The sequence below is a fragment of the Mesorhizobium sp. M0751 genome, from assembly GCF_040320265.1.
Lineage (GTDB): Bacteria > Pseudomonadota > Alphaproteobacteria > Rhizobiales > Rhizobiaceae > Mesorhizobium.
Map to the genome: position 1 here is coordinate 12,598 of NZ_JAMYPH010000029.1, position 17,980 is coordinate 30,577.

General features: G+C 61.7%; 14 protein-coding genes. 6 read left to right on the forward strand and 8 right to left on the reverse strand.

Annotated elements, in window-relative coordinates; genetic code table 11:
• Window positions 1-82 precede the first annotated feature (82 nt).
• The 5 genes from NKI19_RS29450 to NKI19_RS29470 all read right to left on the reverse strand — a co-directional run bounded on the left by NKI19_RS29450 (window position 83) and on the right by NKI19_RS29470 (window position 6,480).
• Complete coding sequence (locus NKI19_RS29450; RefSeq protein WP_352566888.1) at window positions 83-2,116, reverse strand: aldo/keto reductase; 2,034 nt, start codon at window positions 2,114-2,116, stop codon at window positions 83-85.
• 56 nt (window positions 2,117-2,172) lie between these two features.
• Window positions 2,173-3,270 (reverse strand): ABC transporter ATP-binding protein, encoded by a 1,098-nt coding sequence (locus NKI19_RS29455; protein ID WP_352566886.1) that lies wholly within the window; start codon window positions 3,268-3,270, stop codon window positions 2,173-2,175.
• An 8-nt stretch (window positions 3,271-3,278) separates the two neighbouring features.
• Window positions 3,279-4,145: a carbohydrate ABC transporter permease gene (locus NKI19_RS29460; RefSeq protein WP_352566885.1), complete on the reverse strand. Its 867-nt coding sequence runs from the start codon at window positions 4,143-4,145 to the stop codon at window positions 3,279-3,281.
• Window positions 4,142-5,002, reverse strand: a complete 861-nt coding sequence (locus NKI19_RS29465) for a carbohydrate ABC transporter permease (protein ID WP_023720572.1) — start codon at window positions 5,000-5,002, stop codon at window positions 4,142-4,144. Before NKI19_RS29465 ends, NKI19_RS29460 begins: the two co-directional genes overlap by 4 nt.
• Before the next feature lie 206 nt (window positions 5,003-5,208).
• Window positions 5,209-6,480, reverse strand: coding sequence for an extracellular solute-binding protein (locus tag NKI19_RS29470; RefSeq protein WP_023675947.1), 1,272 nt, complete (start codon window positions 6,478-6,480; stop codon window positions 5,209-5,211).
• Window positions 6,481-6,586: 106 nt separating this feature from the next.
• On the opposite strand from NKI19_RS29470, the gene NKI19_RS29475 reads away from it, so the two are divergent.
• Entirely contained in the window at window positions 6,587-7,459 is an 873-nt protein-coding gene (locus NKI19_RS29475) for a helix-turn-helix domain-containing protein (RefSeq protein ID WP_352566883.1), read from the forward strand.
• 3 nt (window positions 7,460-7,462) lie between these two features.
• Here NKI19_RS29475 and NKI19_RS29480 read toward each other — a convergent pair whose 3' ends face one another.
• Together NKI19_RS29480 and NKI19_RS29485 are read right to left on the reverse strand one after the other, a co-directional pair.
• On the reverse strand, window positions 7,463-8,701 hold the full coding sequence (locus NKI19_RS29480; protein WP_352566881.1) for a M24 family metallopeptidase: 1,239 nt from the start codon (window positions 8,699-8,701) through the stop codon (window positions 7,463-7,465).
• 214 nt (window positions 8,702-8,915) lie between these two features.
• Window positions 8,916-9,254, reverse strand: a complete 339-nt coding sequence (locus NKI19_RS29485) for a hypothetical protein (protein WP_352566879.1) — start codon at window positions 9,252-9,254, stop codon at window positions 8,916-8,918.
• A gap of 939 nt (window positions 9,255-10,193) precedes the next feature.
• On the opposite strand from NKI19_RS29485, the gene NKI19_RS29490 reads away from it, so the two are divergent.
• The 3 genes from NKI19_RS29490 to NKI19_RS29500 are packed head-to-tail and all read left to right on the forward strand — an operon-like array spanning window position 10,194 to window position 13,847.
• A complete protein-coding gene (locus NKI19_RS29490) occupies window positions 10,194-11,408 on the forward strand; it encodes a glycosyltransferase family protein (protein ID WP_292654357.1) in 1,215 nt (404 codons plus the stop codon).
• 1 nt (window position 11,409) lies between these two features.
• Window positions 11,410-12,654: a glycosyltransferase gene (locus NKI19_RS29495; RefSeq protein WP_352566877.1), complete on the forward strand. Its 1,245-nt coding sequence runs from the start codon at window positions 11,410-11,412 to the stop codon at window positions 12,652-12,654.
• Window positions 12,651-13,847 (forward strand): glycosyltransferase family protein, encoded by a 1,197-nt coding sequence (locus NKI19_RS29500; RefSeq protein ID WP_352566876.1) that lies wholly within the window; start codon window positions 12,651-12,653, stop codon window positions 13,845-13,847. Before NKI19_RS29495 ends, NKI19_RS29500 begins: the two co-directional genes overlap by 4 nt.
• A 226-nt stretch (window positions 13,848-14,073) precedes the next feature.
• Here NKI19_RS29500 and NKI19_RS29505 read toward each other — a convergent pair whose 3' ends face one another.
• Window positions 14,074-14,742 carry a class I SAM-dependent methyltransferase gene (locus tag NKI19_RS29505; RefSeq protein WP_352566904.1) on the reverse strand — a complete coding sequence of 223 codons (669 nt, stop codon included), beginning with the start codon at window positions 14,740-14,742 and terminating at the stop codon, window positions 14,074-14,076.
• A gap of 130 nt (window positions 14,743-14,872) precedes the next feature.
• Here NKI19_RS29505 and NKI19_RS29510 point away from each other — a divergent pair, with 130 nt between their 5' ends.
• Complete coding sequence (locus tag NKI19_RS29510; protein ID WP_352566874.1) at window positions 14,873-15,193, forward strand: hypothetical protein; 321 nt, start codon at window positions 14,873-14,875, stop codon at window positions 15,191-15,193.
• A 17-nt stretch (window positions 15,194-15,210) separates the two neighbouring features.
• Window positions 15,211-17,925, forward strand: a complete 2,715-nt coding sequence (locus NKI19_RS29515) for an ABC transporter transmembrane domain-containing protein (RefSeq protein ID WP_352566872.1) — start codon at window positions 15,211-15,213, stop codon at window positions 17,923-17,925.
• Window positions 17,926-17,980: the final 55 nt, after the last annotated feature.

The window sequence follows — 17,980 nt, forward strand, 5'->3', positions numbered from 1 at the left end:
CTTTGCGGGAGAGGGCGAGGGCAGCGCAAACAGTCCGCAAGCCTAGGGGCGCAGCGTAAGGCTGAAGCGACTGCCGCTGCGATCAGGCCCGCGCGCGGGCCTGATCCGAACCGCTATCCAGCCATGCAAGATCGTCCGGCGAAAGCGAGATGTCGAGTGCCTGGAGGCTGTCTTCCAATTCGTCGAGCGAGCGCGGCCCGATCAGCGGGACGGACGGGAAGGGCTGCGCCAGGACATAGGCGAGCGCGACGTGGATCGGGCTTTTGCCCAGCCGCTTGGCGAGCTCGATAGCACGGTCGCGACGGCCGAAATTCCTCTCCGAATACCAGACCCGGACCAACTCCTCATTGTCGCGCCGGTCGCGGCCGGCGCGATCGGTGAAGAAGCCGCGACCCTGGCTCGACCAGGCGAAGTTCGGCATCTGCCGGGCGGTCAGCCAGGCCTTCCACGCGTCGCTGGAGGAAGTGACGCAGCCTGCCCAGATCGGCTCCAGCATCTCGGCCAATGAGAAATTGTTGGAAAGCGCGCCGGGCTTCTGCTTGCCGGTGCGCTCGGCGTAGGCGATCGCCTCGTCCATGCGTTCCATCGTCCAGTTCGAGCCGCCGAACGGACCGCGAATGCGGCCGGCCTTGACCTCACGGTCCATCGCGTCGACGAATTCGTCGACCGGCACATCCGGATTGTCGCGATGCATGAAATAGACGTCGATATGGTCGGTCTGCAGCCGTTCGAGCGACTGGGTGAGCTGCTTGCCGATGACGTCGGGATAGCAGAGCGGCGAGTGCGCGCCCTTGCCGATGACCACCGACTGCTCGCGCACGCCGCGGTTTTTCAGCCATTGGCCGAGCAGCGTCTCGGTATAGCCGGAACCGTAGACGAAGGCGGTGTCGAACAGATTGCCGCCGGCCTCGAAATAAGCATCGAGCAGGATGGCGCCGGACGAAAAGGTGCGGAAATCCTCGAAGCCGAGCGCCAGGCACGAGGCCGGCCGCGGCAGGCCCGGAATGCTGCGCTTGGGGATGGCTGTACCGCCGGAGCGCAGCTTCCGCCCGGAGATCGTGTTGACGCGCCTTGCCGGTTTCTCGATGTCATATTCGAGCCCGATTGCGGCTCGCCATTTATCGAGCACGCGCAGATTGCCGAGACTGTCGGCCCAGCCCATGCCGGGCCAGGCGAACTCCTGCTTCCCGCCGAGAATGGCCTCGCCGGCGGCGTCGACCTCGAATGCGTAAAGCCAGCCGTCCTCCTTGACCTCGACTACCTCGGTGTCACCCGGACGGATGATGCGGATTTCGCCGGTACCGCCTTGCTTGCCGCCGGCAAACCAGAAATCCGCCACCTCGATGCGGCCCTTGCTGCCGAGAACGCGCAAGACATTGTCCTGCGCGAGCGAGATGCTGCAGGAGACTTCCGCGACGATGCCGCCCGGAAAATGCAACAGCGCCGACGCCCATTCGTCGACGCCGGATTGGCCGAGATGCGCAGCGCCGACCACTTTGTCCGGCTCGGCGATGGGCTTTCCCGCCGCGGCGCCGGCAATCAGCCGCGCCATCGAGACGGGATAGCCGCCGACATCGAGAATGCCGCCGCCGGCGAGATCCTTGGCGTAGAGACGGTGCTCCGGCATGAAGCCCGGCATGGCGAAGCCGAAGCTGGATTTGATCATCTTGATGTCGCCGATCGCGCCGGACCTGACCAGCTCGACCAGCCTGGCCGTCTGCGGATGCAGCCGGTACATGAAGGCTTCGCCGAGAAAGGTGCCAGCCTTGCGCGCGGCATGGATCATGGCGTCGGCCTCGAAGGCGGTCAGGCCAAGCGGCTTTTCGCAAAGCACATGCTTTCCGGCCTCGGCCGCCTTGATCGCCCATTCGGCATGGCTCGGATGCGGCGTCGAAATATAGATCGCATCGACGTCCGGCTCGCCAAGCAAAGCCTCGTAGCCGTCGAGGATGCGGGCGCCGGGGAAAGCCTCGGTAAGTCCGGCCTTGCCGGGATTGCGCGCCCCTAGGGCGACCAATGTGCCGGTGCGCGAATGGGCGACGCCGCCGGCAAAGGCCTTGGCGATGTTGCCGGGCCCGAGAATGCCCCAGCGAACTTTTTCTGGTTTGGACGACATGTCAAATCTCCGTGGGGTGGCCGCGAGCAATCGCGATCGGACAAAAGAAAGATGGGTTAGCGAATGCGTGCGCCGGTGGCGTCGAAGAGAAGCGAGCGGTCGGCCTTGATCGACACGACAAGGTCGTCGCCGTTCGCGCGATGCCGCGATGCCTCGCGCTCGATGATGAGTTCCTCGCGTCCGCCCCCGGTCCCGGAATTGGCATAGACATAGCTCACCGACCCCAAGTGCTCGGCGACGTCGGCCTTGAGGGTAAGGTCGCAATCGCCCTGGCCGGCGTCGAAGAAATGCTCCGGCCGCACGCCAAGCACGACATCACCGCCTATCGTAGGCGGGGCATCCGAAAGCGACTTCCGAAGTCGCGCGCCGCGATGATTGACGAGTTCGACGACCGCAGCGCCGTTGTCGGCGCCGACCATTTTCGCCGCCAGGAAATTCATCTTCGGCGAACCGACGAAGCCGGCAACGAAGCGGTTGGCCGGGTCGTCGTAGAGATCGAGCGGCGCGCCGATCTGTTCGATATTGCCGGCGTTGAGCACGACGATCCTGTCGGCCAGCGTCATCGCCTCGGTCTGGTCGTGCGTCACATAGACCATGGTAACGCCAAGCTCCTTGTGAAGGCGCGATATCTCGACGCGCATCTGCACCCTGAGCTCGGCGTCGAGATTGCTGAGCGGTTCGTCGAACAGGAACACCTGCGGTTCGCGCACGATGGCACGGCCGATGGCGACGCGCTGGCGCTGGCCGCCCGACAATTGCCGCGGCCGCCGCTTCATCAGCTCGGCGATGCGCAGGATTTCGGAGGCCCGCTTCACCCGCCGCTCGGTATCTGCCTTGGGGTTGCCGGTCATTCTCAGGCCGAAGCTCAGATTTTGCTCGACCGTCATGTGCGGATAGAGCGCGTAGGACTGGAACACCATGGCGATGCCGCGATCGGCCGCCTCGACGTCGTTCACCACTTTGCCGCCAATGGCGATCTCGCCGTCGCTGATGTCCTCGAGCCCGGCGATCATCCGGAGCAGCGTGGACTTGCCGCAGCCGGAAGGGCCGACGAAGACGACGAATTCCCCGTCATCGATATCGATATTGGCGCCGTGGACGATCTCGAAGACGCCGAAGCGCTTGATGACGTTTTTGAGTGTGACTGCCGCCATGCTGATCCTTACTTGATGGCGCCGGCGGCGATGCCGGCGACGAAATGGCGCTGCAGAAGTACGAACACGACGAGCATTGGCGCCGTCAGCATCACCGCGCCCGCCATGATGCCGCCCCAGGACACCTTGGTGAGACCGATCAGCGTGCCGAGCGCCACCGGCGCCGTCATTGCGCCCGGCTTGGAATTGATCAGCAGCGGCCAGAGATAATTGTTCCAGGAGGCAAGGAACAGGATGATGGCGAGCGCCGCCAGCATCGGCCGCGCCAGAGGCAGTGCGACGAACAGGAATATCCGCCATTCCTTGACGCCCTCGACCTTGGCGGCGTCGAACAGCTCGTGCGGCATCATCGAAAAACTCTGCCGCATGAACAGCACGCCCAGCGAGTTGAACAGCGGCGGCACGATCAGCGCCACCCAGGTGTTGGCGAGCTTGAAGTCCCGCGCCACCATGATGAATTGCGGGATCAGCACGACCGCATAGGGCAGCGTGATGGTGCCGAAGATGATGGCGACGACCATGCCTTTGCCGAAGAAGTTGTAACGCGCCAGCGCCCAACCGGCCATCGAGGTCAGCATCACCGACAGGAAGGTATAGGTTACCGCCACCGAGACGGAGATGCCGATGGCGCCGATGAAATTGGTGCCGCGCTGCAGATTGCCGACATTGTCGAGGAAATTGCCGTGCGGCAAAAGCTCGATGTCGGGGCTGAAGATGCCGTTGTCGGGCATCGTGGAAAAGACCACCATCATCCACAGCGGAAACAGCCAGACCAGCGCCAGCGGCGTCAGGAACAGATGCAGCGCGATGCTGCGGCCCAATCTGGCCTGGGAACGGCTGACCCGTGAATGGCCGATTCGGGAGCGCGAGGTCATTTCGGTTCCCTCGTCAGCCATATCTGCACCAGCGAAATGGCGATCGCCAGCCCGGCCATGGTGTAGGCGATGGCCGAAGCGTAGCCGAAATTGAGCGACCGGAAGCCTTGGCGGTAAAGCAGCAGCCCGAGCGTTTCGGTGCCGCCGCCCGGCCCGCCGCGCTCGGTGATCAGGAAGGGCTCGGTGAACAGCTGCATGGTGCCGATGATCGACAGCACGGCGCAGAACACGATGATCGGCTTGAGTAGCGGCAGCGTGATGTAGAAGAACTGTTTGACCTTGCTGACCCGGTCCAGGGTCGCCGCCTCGTAAACATCCTCGGGAATCGACTGCAGGCCGGCGAGCAGGATGATGGCGTTGTAGCCGGCCCAGCGCCACGTCACCGCCATCATGATCACCGCCATCGCCGGGGTGACGTTGGTAAACCAGTCGACACTGGGCAGGCCGATGCTGTTCAACAGCTTGTTGATGATGCCGTAGTCGAGATTGAACATCAGCCGGAAAACCGCCGAATAGGCGACTTCGCCGACCACGACCGGCGCGAAGAAGGCAAAGCGGAAAAGGCCACGCGCCTTGAGCAGCGGCGAATTCAAAAGCACCGCCATCACAATCGCCAGCGAAATCATCACCGGCACCTGGATGACAAGGATCAGCAGTGTGTTCTTCAAGGCATTGAAGAAGGCCGGATCGCCGATCAGCCGGCCCCAGTTGAAGGTCGGGGCGAAACGCCACGGCACGGTGCGCGTTGCCTGGAACGAGATCAGGAAGGAATCGATGATCGGCCACAGCCAGAAGATCGAAAAGATCAGCAGATAGGGCGCGAGAAAGCGATACGCCGTGGCGTTCTGGTAGCGCATCGTTTTCCTCCTTTCTGCTTTTCAAGTCTCTTGCCTTCTCCCCTTGTGGGAGAAGGTGGATCAGCGCGTAGCGCCGAGACGGTTGAGGGGTGATGGCCGGAGTGCCGCCGGCGCCAAGCTGGAGCACCCCTCATCCGTCGCCTTCGGCGACACCTTCTCCCACAAGGGGAGAAGGGGAGCCGCGCACCGGAGCCGTCTCGTCTAGATCACGACTTGACCGGCAGGCCGGTCGCCGCGGCGATCTGGCTTGCCGCATCATCGAGCGCTGCCTTGGCGTCGGGATAGCCGCCGGCCAGATATTTGGTCTGCACCGCGCGGATGATGATCTCGGCGTCGCTCTGGAACGGCGTTCCGCGGCTGGGGACGACCTTGGGCAAGGTGCCGAGGATGTCCTTCCACACGGCCTGGCCGCCCCAATAGGGCAGGCCTTCGGAGACATAGGGGTCGTTGAGGGCCGAGATCAGCGACGGCACCAGGCCGAAGCCTTTCAGCATGGTGATCTGGCCTTCATTCGTCGCAAGCGTGTATTTCAGATAGGCGTAGGCGGCTTCCTTGTTCTTCGACACCGAGGTGATGGCGAGCGAGGAGCCGCCGAGATTGGCGGCGCGCGGACCGTCGGCGGTCAGGCTCGGCATCAAATAGACGCCCCATTTGCCTGCCCCATCGGGCGATTCGGTGCGCACGGTGCCTTCATACCAGCCGCCATACATCTGCGTGGCGACCTTGCCTGCGGTGTTGTTGGTGATCTTGGTGCTCCAGTCGGCAGAGGAAATGATGCCGGCGTCCTTCATTTCCTTGATCTTGGTCATGGCATCGACGCATTTGGGCTGGTTGACGGTGATCGATTGACCGTCGGCGGAGAAGTAGGCGCAGCCCTGCTCGTTGGAAATCATGCGGAAAAATTCGGAATCGCCGTTGAAATCGGCGTTGGTCATGGTCACGCCGGGATTGGCGGCCTGGATCTTCTTGGCGGCGGCGATGAAATCGTCCCAGGTCTTGATCGAGGACGGATCGACGCCGGCCTTCTCGTAGAAGTCGCGGCGGTAGAACATCGCCACCGGGCCGGAATCCCAGGGCATCGCATAGGCCTTGTCGTCAACCTCGAGCTCGGTGCGCTTGAAATCGGGGAATTTTGCCTGGTCTTCCGCGGTGTAGCCGAGCGTGTGCAGGTCGACGAAGCAATCCGGGAACTGGCTCCAGTAGTTTTCGGCTTCGCCGTTCTCGATCGTCACGATGTCCGGCAGCCCCTCGCCGCCGGCGGCGCAGCCGGCGATCGACTTGTCATAGGTCGGCTGGTTGCCGAGGTCCTCGACGGTCACCTTGATATCGGGATACTGCTTGTTGAAGCCCGCTATGGTGGCCTTCAGCGACGAAGCGGCGATATTCCAGCTCCAGATCGTGATTTCACCGGACTGCGCAAAGGCCGGGCTGGAGCCCAAGGCAAGCGCGAGCGCGGCGCAGGTCAATTTTATGCGCATTGAAATCCTCCCATTTCAGTTGCTCTCTGTTTGCGAGCGTGGCTAGACTAGGCCTCGGGGACGTCTTGTCCGCGACAAAGGGAATAAGAAATGAGCGGAAAGTAAGATGCCGGAAAGGCCGTTTTACCAGCCCGGCGCCAGCAGCGTGGAGGGCCTGCCGCTGCTGCTGCAGATGTTCCACACCCAGCCCCTGGTGATGCTCAAGCCGCATTGGCACGCCCAGGTCGAGGTGAATTTCATCGTGCGCGGTGCCGTGCATTACCGCATGGACGGGCACGGGCTTTCGCTCTCTGCGGGCGACATGTGCCTGTTCTGGGGCGGCCTGCCGCACCAGATGGACGAAGCCTCCGACGATGCCATCTACGCCGGCGCGCATCTGCCGCTGGTGCATTTCTTCCGGCTGCATTTGCCCGCCGACGTCCGCAACAGGCTGATGACCGGCGCGACGCTGGTGACCGACGCCACCGACCGGTCGGACGACCACAATTTCGAGCGCTGGAACCGCTATGCCCGCTCCGGCGACCCGGTCAAGGCCGAGCATGCCGTCAACGAGCTTTTGCTGCGGCTGGAGCGGGTGCGGTTCGAGCCTTACCGGCTGGTGCCCGAAACCCCGGTCGAACAGGAGATAGGCAGTCCGTTCGATCAGCAATCGCTGCGCAATGTCGGGCGCATGTGCGACTTCATCGCCGAGAATTTCCTCTACGAGATCGATTGCGTCGACATTGCCGCGGCGGCCGACATCCATCCCAAATACGCCATGAGCATCTTCAAGAAATCGACCGGCATGACGCTCAACGAATATGTGAATCTGCTGCGCCTCAGCTACGCGCAGGCGCTGCTGATGCATCAGGATGCCAATGTGCTGCGCGTCGCCATGGAATCGGGCTTCGGTTCGCTCAGCGCCTTCAACAAGTCATTCCGCAAGCTTGCCGGCATGTCGCCGTCGGATTTCCGCAAGGGCGTGCCGGGAGTGAGGTGACGGTCAGCCGATGGTCCCTAAACCCCTCGGCAAGCGGTTCATCGGCGATGGCCCGTTGGCGGTGATCAGGAACTGGTCCTCGAGATTGAAGCTGGCGAGACCGTCGATGTAGAGCGGGATCTCGAATGCCAGCACCATGCCGGCTTCGATCACGACATCGCTGTCGGCCGAGATGAACGGCCATTGCTCCGAAAATACGGAATGGCCGACGCTGTGGCCGAAATGGCCGCGGCGATAGGAACGCAGGCCCTGGCGCGCCAGGCTTTCGCTGGCGGCGCGATGCACGGCGGCGAGCGGCTTTCCGGGCATAAGCGCGGCAAGCCCGTCGGCGAAGGCGCGTTCGGCTATCGCATGTAATTCGGCCTGTTCGGGCGACGGTGGCCCGAAGGTGAAATTCCGCGACATGTCCGAGGCATAGCCGTTCACGCTGCAGACCATGTCGGCCTTCAGCGGATCGCCTGCGGCGGCGACCGCATCGGCGCTTTTTGGGCGAGCGCCCAGCGTGACGTATTCCGCCGTCGAGATTTGCTGCGACGACCCGGAGGCTGCATCGGCGACGCCTTGCCGGTAAAGCGCGACCAGCTCAGACTGACGCATGCCGGTCGCCGCATGGCGCTGCAGCCGCGATAGGCCGGCTTCCGACAGGACGATGCCCTGCTGCAGAAGGTCGATTTCGCTCTGCGATTTGATTGCCCGCAGCCTGTCGAGAACCGGCGAGCAGTTGACCAGTGCAGTGCCCGGCAACATCGCCTGCATCGCGGCAAAATCGCTGGCCGAGACAAAATCCAGTTCGATGCCGAGCGTCGCACGCTCCAGCCCGAATTCTGCGAGGATCGTTTTCAGCTCGCGGACGGAGCGGGCAAGCTCGAAGGTCGCCGGACGTGAAAAACCGGGCTCGCGGCCAACCAGGCCGGCCTCGATGCGCTGCGCCACGGGCCGATCGGCCGTCGCCGGCTCGAGCGACGCCGATTCGATCCAGATCGGATGCGTGCGCACCACGGCGCCGGCCATCGCCGCCCGGAGCTGGGCAGCCTGGAAATCCGCCACCACGACGCCGATCGGCAGGTCGCCTCGCTTGGGAATAACGACGAAACCGGCGCCGGCCCGCCGGAACAGGCCGGCCGGGCCGATCCAGGCGCCGGTGGCATATTGGAACGCCTCGGGCTCGCAAAGCACCAGCGCCTCGATGCCGGCGCGCTGCATCAGGTCAGTTGCGCGCTCGCGGTCGACAAAGCCGGTCATGGGATCTCCTCGCATGCAATCGAATCCGACGCCGATGCGGCGGCACTGGCCTCAGCGTAGCTTCAGTGCCGCTGTGGAGCAGCTTTTTTCTGGAGGTGCCGTTCACCTGCCGACTTAAAATCAAAAGCCCTAGAGAGTTCGAACGCCAGGAGAGGAAAAGAAAAAGCCGCGGCGAACCACGGCTTTCAGCGCAACAAGTTGTCTGTTTCGAACCCTATTCCGTTTCGTCGGAGGTGTCGTCGGCAGTGTCTGCTGCGTCTTTCGCGGCCTTCCTATCCAGCGCTGCCTGCAAGGCCAGCGTAGCCCGTGGTGAGGCCGGTGTCGTCGCAACGACCGCCATTGCATGAGCAACTCCTGTCGTCGACTTGTCCTTGGCCGCGGCGGAAGTGGCGGCTCCGTGTCCCTGCGAGCCGGCCCCGGCCGAGTTTCCGCCGTTGCCGTTGCTGCCGCCATTGCCGTTGCCATTGCCATTGCCGCCGGGAGCAGCGAGCACCGGCGACGCGACAAGGGCAAGAGCGGCTACAGTCGCGAATAGACAGGTGCGCGTTTTCATAATTCCTCCTTCGAGTCGCCCTCCCGCCAGGATGGGTTCCAGATGAAAAACGTCAGGACTTCCGAATCCGAAAGTCGGCTTACCTAGCTTTGTTCAAATACAGTATTCTACAAGACGGACCTTGGTCCAAAATTGACACGCAAAAGTCCTGAATTTTATCGTCAGCGTACTTCGCACGACCGCAGCGGCGGGATTTTTGCTGCCGGTAGAATTATCCGCTGCCGCTACGGCGCAGCGTGCGTCGACTGACATGAGGTTAGGATCGAGGAGCCCTCGCTGAGATCATTCAAGGCGATTGAGGAACATTCCTCATTTCGTGAAGTTGGGAGCGCAGGCGCGCTTTTGAGGTGCCGCTCTGCGATCTTGGCGCCAGGAACCGCCGACCATTCAACACCGCCCGAAAAATCGGCTGAATTCCGAAAATTAAACCGGCACCACGTCGCCCATGGCGTCCAAAAAGCTAGTGAGTTCAATTGGATGAATGGCTTGCCCGAAAAATTCGAACTTCCTGACCCCCAGATTCTGGTCTGAGAGTCGAGATCTAGGTGGTTCGAACGTGTCCCCTACTCCGTCAACGCTCCGGCTTCCCACGCCAAGGCACATCATGGTTTAGGAGCTTGGCTGAGATGCTCGAAATGAAGTACCCAACCCATACCTTATTCCATTCTGGAGCTTCCACGTTGATCGTAGCGGCCAAGGCCGCCGAGAATCCGAGATGGTCAATACCAGTGAAATGGTGCAGGTTCTTCTGGACCTACGTGGCAAGCAAGCCGCTGAGCAGACGTAGCTTCCTGATTTCAGCATATGGACCCTCTTTGTAATACGAATTGAAAATTGCGCCCTCATGTTTCAGAACAGGTCGGTAGACCCGCGAGGATGGTTTCGAATCCCGCGGGTCGCTACGGTCCTCAAGGCGAGAATTCTAAGAGACGTTCAACAATGACCCAGCACGCAGAAAACGCTCGAATTCTCATGTACAGCCACGACACGTTCGGGCTCGGCCATTTGCAGCGCTGCCGGACTATCGCGCATTCGCTGGTCGAGGATTTCCGCGGACTTCAGGTGCTTATCATTTCGGGTGCGACTATCGCTGGCGCCTTCGACTACCGCGCCCGTGTCGACTTCGTGAAGATCCCCAGCGTCATCAAGCTGCGTAACGGCGAATACACCTCGCTGGAAAAGGACATCGATCTGCATGAGACGCTAAGGATGCGCCAGTCGATCATCCGCCATACAGCTGAGACCTTCCGGCCGGATATCTTCATCGTCGACAAGGAACCGCTCGGCCTGCGCGGTGAGATTGAGGACACGCTGTCCTACCTCAAGACGCGGGGCACCACGCTGGTGCTTGGCCTGCGCGAGGTGATGGATGCGCCGCATCTGCTCGAAGCAGAGTGGGCACGCAGAGACGTGATGCGCAAGATAGGCGTCTTCTACGACAAGGTCTGGGCCTATGGTCCGCCGGATTTCTACGATCCGTTGACCGGCCTGGATGTACCCCCGGCTGTCAGGGCAAAGATGAGGTTCGTCGGTTTCCTGCAACGGAGCCTGCAGCGGAACGAGTTGCCCGGCCACCGGCCCGAGGGCGACTATATCCTCGTTACCACCGGTGGCGGCGGTGACGGCGCCGATCTGATCCACGACGTCATCGATGCCTATCAGCAGGATCCGCAATTGCAGCATAGAGCCCTGATCGTGCTTGGGCCTTACATGCCGGCGCGCAAGCGCAACAAGCTGCTCAGGAAGGGGTCCAAGATCCCCTACATCAAGATCATCGAGTTCGACAACCGCATGGAAGACCTGATTGCCGGCGCCAAGGCGGTAGTGGCGATGGGCGGCTACAACACCTATTGCGAGATACTGTCTTTCGACAAGCCGGCGCTGATCGTGCCGCGCGTCGAGCCCCGCCGGGAACAACTGATCCGCGCACGGCGCGCAGCCGAACTCGGCCTCATCGAGATGCTTTTGCCGGAAGAAGCCGAGGATTCCCGGCGGTTTGCCGATGCACTGAAGGTGCTGCCGGACCGGCCCCGCCCATCGCAGAGCAATCCGCATCTGACGCTGGAGGGGCTGCCTCATATTTCCGAAATCGTCGCGGAACTGCTCGACCGGCGGGCCGGCCATCACCTTTCGGTCATTGAAGGAATGACCTGAGTTGCAACATCGCAAGATCGTCGTGGTTCTGAAGGGTTATCCGCGGCTGTCCGAAACCTTCATCGCGCAGGAACTGCTCGGTCTTGAGCGTGCGGGGTTCGACCTGATACTCGTCGCGCTCAGGCGGCCGACCGACGAAAAACGCCACCCCGTGCATGACGAGATCAAAGCGCCCGTCCATTATCTACCGGAATATCTGCATGAAGAGCCGCTGCGCGTGCTTCGCTCGCTGTTTGCCTATCTGCTGCGTCCGGGCTTCTGGCGCGCGCTCGGATCGCTGGCTGCCGATATGCCCCGCGACTTTACGCGCAATCGCGCGCGCCGCTTCGGGCAAGCGCTCGTGCTGGCGGCCGAATGGCCGGAAGGCGCGGACTGGCTGCATGCACATTTCGCGCACACGCCGGCATCGGTGACGCGCTATGCCAGCCAGCTTCGTGGCCTGCCCTGGACCTGCTCGGCCCATGCCAAGGACATCTGGACTTCGGCGGACTGGGATCTGGCCGGCAAGCTTTCCTCGGCGCGCTGGACGGTCACTTGCACGAAAACCGGCTTCGACCGTCTGAAAAAACTCGCTAACGGCAACTCGTCTGTGCATCTGAGCTATCATGGGCTCGACCTTGATCGCTTCGGCAGTTTCGGCGAGGCGCGAAAGCAGCATGACGGCTCGGCGCCGGACGAACCGGTTGTCGTTCTGAGTGTCGGGCGCGCCGTTGAAAAGAAAGGTTATGATACGTTGCTGCAGGCCCTTGCGCTGTTGCCCGGTGATCTGGCGTGGCGTTTCGAGCATATCGGCGGCGGCGAGGAACTGGAACGGTTCAAGGCGCTGGCGCAAAAGCTCGGCCTGGATGGTCGAGTCTCTTGGAAAGGCGCGCTTGCGCAGGAGGAAGTGCTTGAGCACTACCGCCGCGCCGACATCTTCGCCCTGGCTTGCAGGATCACCGCAAATGGCGACCGGGACGGTCTGCCGAACGTTCTGGTGGAGGCGGCTAGCCAGCGGCTTGCCTGCGTGTCGACCGATATTTCCGGCGTGCCGGAGCTTTTATCGCCGGATGAAACCGGGTTGCTGGTTCCGACGGAAAACCCGATTGCCCTGGCACAGGCGCTGGAGCGCCTGATCCGTGATCCCGTGCTCCGCGACCGCCTCGGCGACGCCGCGGAGCGGCGCGTGCGCGGCAATTTCGATCATATGGCAAGCATTGGACAGCTCAAGGAACTGTTCGAGCGGGAGTGGCGGGCCGCCGAATGAAGCGGCTGCGCGCTTTCTTCTATGTCCAGCACCTGCTCGGCATCGGCCATCTCGCGCGCGCCAGCCGCATTGCAGCGGCTCTGGTCGATGACGGGTTTGACGTAACCGTCGTGACCGGCGGAGCGCCGATCGCCGGGTTTCCGGGATTGGGAGTAAAATCTGTAACCCTGCCACCTGTCACCTCCGGTGATGAAGGATTTTCGGGACTTGTCGACCTGCAAGGCAACCCGATCGACGATGATTTCAAGAAATGGCGTTCAGAGATGCTGCTGCAGGCATTCCGGCATTGCAGGCCTGATATCGTCATTGTCGAGGCGTTTCCATTTGGACGCCGGCAGATGCGTTTCGAACTCTTGCCGCTGATCGAGGCCATCGACGCGACGTCGCCCAGACCGCTGCTGGCGACGTCCGTCCGTGATATCCTCCAGGAGCGCGTCAAGCCGGGCCGAAACGAGGAAACGGTCGATCTCATCAACAGGCATTTCGATCTTGTTATGGTCCACGGCGATCCGGCTTTCGCAACCATCGACAGGACATTTCCACTGGCTGGGGCGATCAGGGCCGAGATCACCTACACGGGGCTCGTTGCCGCGCCGCCATCGCCCGCGGCCTCCGAGCGCTTCGACGTTCTGGTGTCGGTTGGCGGCGGGGCTGCCGGAAAGAGCCTTGTCAGCTCCACCATCGCAGCGGCGCGGAATGCCAACAAGGCCTGGAAATGGTGTTTGATCACTGGCCCAAACCTGCCGAAAGACGAGTTTGACGCGATCGCACGCGATGCCACGCCGGGCCTGTCCATCTTCCGGTTTCGCGAGGATTTCGCCAGCCTGCTAACCGGCGCCCGCCTGTCAGTCTCGCAGGCGGGTTACAACACGGTCTGCGATGTCCTGCGCGCGGGTTGTCGCTCCCTGCTCGTTCCATTTGCAGCCGGCGGGGAAACCGAACAGACGGTTCGCGCCCTGATGCTCGAAGAACTCGGTCTTGCAAAGGTGCTGATGGAAAAGGACCTAACGCCTGAAGGTTTGGCGCAAGCGATCGAACAGGCGCTTGTGGGACCGACGCCATCCGCGCATCGTCTCGATCTGGAAGGCGCGCGTCGCTCCGCGCAAATCCTGCGCGAGCGGTATCGAACATGGTCCCTAAATGTGGGGCCCGGTTTCGGAAAAGTTCATGATCAAACAGACGATAGATCCTAGAGCGGTTCATCGGTTCACGGAAACGCCGAACCGCTCTATCTCTTTGTTTTGACGCAATTCCCAAGGGAAAGCGCTACGCGCTTTTTCCCGGGAAAACCGTTTCACACTGTTCCTGGAATTGCTCTAACGCGCGTCGCGTCGGGTGAGATTCGCGCGACGCGCTTCAAGTCCTGTTTTTATGCGTGTCGTTGTCCCAAAACCGCTACGCGCTTTTGGGCGAAATGCATTAGACAGTTCCAATCAGCATGAAGCGCGTATAATTTTTTGTCGGCAGTTCGCCGGAGAACCGCACCTCCCGTAGCGCCGCCATTTCCTCGAAGGCTGCAAGCGAAGCCACGCAGTTGATGTGCGTCGGCTCGCTGAAATAATCGTTCGATTGCAGCAGTACATTCGTGCGCGGCGGAAGCAGAGCAAGCCAGGCGCGCAGATCGGCTATGTGTTCGCAGCTCGTATTGACCATCAGGTCGGGCCGCCCGGCCGCATAGTCGAGTGCGTACATATCTGCCGTCAGTGCCCGGAACCGGTCGCCGGCTTCCCGGTTGAGGGTCCGGGCGACCGGCCCGACTTCGGGATCGATGTCGATGCTATCGACCGCCGCGATGTCGAAGCGGGCGTCGTTGAAAAGCATTGCCGGCAATACGCCGTACCATCCACCCAGAACCCATATGCGCCCGAACCGGCCGCCGCAGCTTTCGAACAGTCGGTCGAGCGCCCACATCTTGCAGGCGACCTGCTTGTGGTTGAAGGCGTTGGCGATATCGGCCTTCGGATGCTTGGCGACGACGCGCGCCAGGCCTGCCACGAGAGGGCAGTTGACATAAGCAGCAATTCCCCGCGTGAGGTCCAAGGCTTGCTCGTGCCAGTCCATGGCATTGCGTGGTTGCGTGACATCCATCATAATTCGTCTTGTATGTTGGGATTTTGGGCGACACAACGCAATCTTGCCTCCCGCAAGATTGTTTGATTCCGCGGACGTGATCATGCTGCAAGCCGCTTGGCTATTGCCCGGTGCCGGAGAGAGCCTGTTGCATCTGTCCGGATCATCGGCGTCCATCCGCCAGCACCAGCCGCGCAGCTGCGGCCTCGTGCTGTTCGGCTGTTCGCCAAAGCCTTACGAAAGCCGCGGACCGCTTGGCCAGCTGCTTTCTTCGCCGATCAACAATGCCCATGTCGTTGCCATCGACCATGCGCCGGAACTGGATCGCGCCGCCTCGCAGGTTCCCTGCATCGTTGACCGCAGGACCATGTCCGTGCACAGCAGCTTCGAGCCTGTCGTTGGCGACGAAGAAATTGCCGATACGCCATTCGCCAGCAGGTGCTTTTACATCCTGCGTCCTTCCAACTGAAGGGTCCACAGTCGCATATGGAAGCCAGCCTAGCCCGCTATATCTGGACGCACACCAAGAAGCAGCAGCTCTGGATATTGATGATCGTCGTGCTTTCGATGATCCCGTATTTCATGTCCTTCGACCTGCCGAAGCTGATCGTCAACGGCCCGATCCAAGGCAGGGGCTTCGAGCAACCGGGCGCAACCCAGCCATTCATGAGGCTACACTATAACCTGCCGTTCATTGGAGAGGTCCAGTTCTTCTCCGGTTTTCAGCTCGACCGCAAGGAGACCTTGTTTGCCCTGAGCCTTGTGTTCCTCTTGCTAGTCGTCATCAACGGCCTGTTCAAATTCTACATCAACACCTACAAGGGCCGCCTCGGCGAACGCATGCTGCGGCGTATCCGCTTCGATCTGGTCGACCGCGTGCTGCGTTTTCCGCCGGTTTACTTCAAGCGAGTCAAATCCGCCGAAGTGGCGACCATGGTGAAGGACGAGGTGGAGCCGCTGGGCGGCTTCATCGGCGACGCCTTCCTGCAGCCGGTACTGCTCGGCGGCCAGGCGCTGACGGCCATGCTGTTCATCATGATCCAGAACGTCTGGCTCGGAATGATAGCGGTCGTGATCGTGGCGATCCAGATCGTGCTCATCCCGCGAATGCGGCGGCGGCTGATCGTGCTCGGGCGCCAACGGCAGTTGACGGCGCGCGCGCTTTCGGGCCGGGTTGGCGAAATCGTCGACGGCATCGGCGCGGTTCACGTCCACGATACATCAAACTACGAGCGCGCCGACATAGCTGCCCGGCTCGGGCTCATCTTCAAGATCCGCTTCGATCTTTACCAATGGAAATTCATGGTGAAGTTCCTCAACAATTTTCTCGCGCAGCTCACGCCCTTTCTGTTCTACATGATCGGCGGGTATCTGGTCATCCTGGGGCGGCTGGACGTCGGCCAGCTCGTGGCCGTGATCGGCGCCTACAAGGACCTGCCCGGACCGATGAAGGAACTGATCGACTGGGATCAGGATCGGCAGGATGTCCAGGTCAAATATCAACAGGTCGTTGAACAGTTCACCGTCGAAGGTCTCATCGCGCCGAAAATCGGGGCATTGACGATCGACGATCCCGATCCGATGACCAAGCCGCTCTCTGCGATCAATCTGTCCATAGCAGACGATGGCGGTGCAATGCTTCTCAACCGCATCTCCCTCCAGGTCAAGCCGGGTGAGACGGTGGCGCTGGTCAGTACCGCAACAGGTGGAGCGGAGGCGCTTGCAGAAGCCTTCGCGCGGCTGAACTGGCCGGACAGCGGAAGGGTCGCTTCGGGCAGCGACGACCTGCTTGAACTCCCCGAAGCAGTAACCGGCCGGCGCATGTCGTATGCCTCGTCGGATGTTTTCCTGTTCCAGGCAAGCCTCCGCGACAACCTGCTCTACGGGTTGAAGCATGCGCCGCTGACATCGGTGCCTTACGACGGTGCTGCGGCAGACCAGCACCGCTGGAACATCCACGAGGCGCGCCGGTCGGGCAATCCGGATCTTGATATCCACAGCGACTGGATCAACTATGCTTCGGCTGGCGCTACCGGCCCGCACGACCTCTTTGAAGCCGTGCGCCGGGTGCTCGACGCGGTTGTTCTGTCGCGCGACATTCTGGATCTTGGCTTGCGCTCATCGGCCGACCTCACGCGTCACACGGAGCTTGCCAGGCGGATCGTCGAGCTGCGTGCGGCGCTGCGGACCCGGCTGGAACAAGAGGGGCTGAGCGGACTGGTGGTTCCTTTCGAACCGGGCGCCTACAATAAGGAAGCAACGATCGGCCAAAACCTGCTCTTCGGCGCTGCCGCCGGCCCCGAACTGGCCGACAGGGCCCTGGCGGCCAATCCCTATTTTGCTTCCGTGCTGAGGCAAGCCGGCCTCGACCGCACGCTCTACGAAATGGGCTTGGAGATCGCCAAACAGGCGATCGAGCTGTTTGCCGACCTGCCGCCCGATCACCAGTTCTTCCAGCAGCTCGCCTTCATGAGCGCGGAGGAGATACCCGCCTACGAAACCTTGCTGCAACGGCTCAAGAACCGTCCCTACGAGGCGGTTTCGGAGAACGATCGCGCCATGATCGTCACCTTGAGCTTTGCCTATATCGAGCCCCGGCACCGCTTCGGCCTGCTGAGCGACGAGCTGATGAGCAAGATCGTCGCTGCACGCAACCGGTTCTATGAAGACCTGCCGCCCGAGCTGCACAATGCGGTCGAACGGTATGATCCTGCCAAATACATTGCCGCGGCCACCGTCATGGATAATGTCCTGTTCGGGCGTGTGGGCAACAATCATCCCGACGCGCCGGACCGCATACGCTCCATCGTCTATGACATTCTTGACGAACTGGGGCTTTATAGCGAACTTCTGGATGTCGGCCTGGACTTCAACGTCGGCTCCGGCGGCAGGCGGCTCACCGGTGGACAGCGACAGAAGCTCGATGTTGCCCGGGCCTTGCTCAAGCGTCCCGATTTTCTCATTCTCAACCGGCCGCTGTCGGCGCTCGACCAGCGCATGCAGGATAAGGTGCTTCGAAATGTGCTCGAGGAAGCCAGGCGCGACGGCCATTCGCCGGCAATTGTGTGGGTCGTGACGAATCCGGCAATGGCGATGATGTTCGATCGCGTTATCGTCTTCGACTCGGGTCAATTGGCGGAAGACGGAACACACGAGACACTTTTGGCAGGGAACGGTATCTTCAAGGAACTGTTGTCATAGAGCAACGGACATGCAGATGGGATCATTCTGCCGGTGCACGACATCGGGCTCGCGG

Bases quoted from the DNA above. Each gene is read 5' to 3' on its own strand.
- NKI19_RS29455 (WP_352566886.1), bottom strand. From the start codon at position 3,270: ATGGCGGCAGTCACACTCAAAAACGTCATCAAGCGCTTCGGCGTCTTC.
- NKI19_RS29515 (WP_352566872.1), top strand. From the start codon at position 15,211: ATGGAAGCCAGCCTAGCCCGCTATATCTGGACGCACACCAAGAAGCAG.
- NKI19_RS29465 (WP_023720572.1), bottom strand. From the start codon at position 5,002: ATGCGCTACCAGAACGCCACGGCGTATCGCTTTCTCGCGCCCTATCTG.
- NKI19_RS29505 (WP_352566904.1), bottom strand. From the start codon at position 14,742: ATGGATGTCACGCAACCACGCAATGCCATGGACTGGCACGAGCAAGCC.
- NKI19_RS29500 (WP_352566876.1), top strand. From the start codon at position 12,651: ATGAAGCGGCTGCGCGCTTTCTTCTATGTCCAGCACCTGCTCGGCATC.
- NKI19_RS29485 (WP_352566879.1), bottom strand. From the start codon at position 9,254: ATGAAAACGCGCACCTGTCTATTCGCGACTGTAGCCGCTCTTGCCCTT.
- NKI19_RS29470 (WP_023675947.1), bottom strand. From the start codon at position 6,480: ATGCGCATAAAATTGACCTGCGCCGCGCTCGCGCTTGCCTTGGGCTCC.
- NKI19_RS29460 (WP_352566885.1), bottom strand. From the start codon at position 4,145: ATGACCTCGCGCTCCCGAATCGGCCATTCACGGGTCAGCCGTTCCCAG.
- NKI19_RS29450 (WP_352566888.1), bottom strand. From the start codon at position 2,116: ATGTCGTCCAAACCAGAAAAAGTTCGCTGGGGCATTCTCGGGCCCGGC.
- NKI19_RS29480 (WP_352566881.1), bottom strand. From the start codon at position 8,701: ATGACCGGCTTTGTCGACCGCGAGCGCGCAACTGACCTGATGCAGCGC.
- NKI19_RS29475 (WP_352566883.1), top strand. From the start codon at position 6,587: ATGCCGGAAAGGCCGTTTTACCAGCCCGGCGCCAGCAGCGTGGAGGGC.
- NKI19_RS29490 (WP_292654357.1), top strand. From the start codon at position 10,194: ATGACCCAGCACGCAGAAAACGCTCGAATTCTCATGTACAGCCACGAC.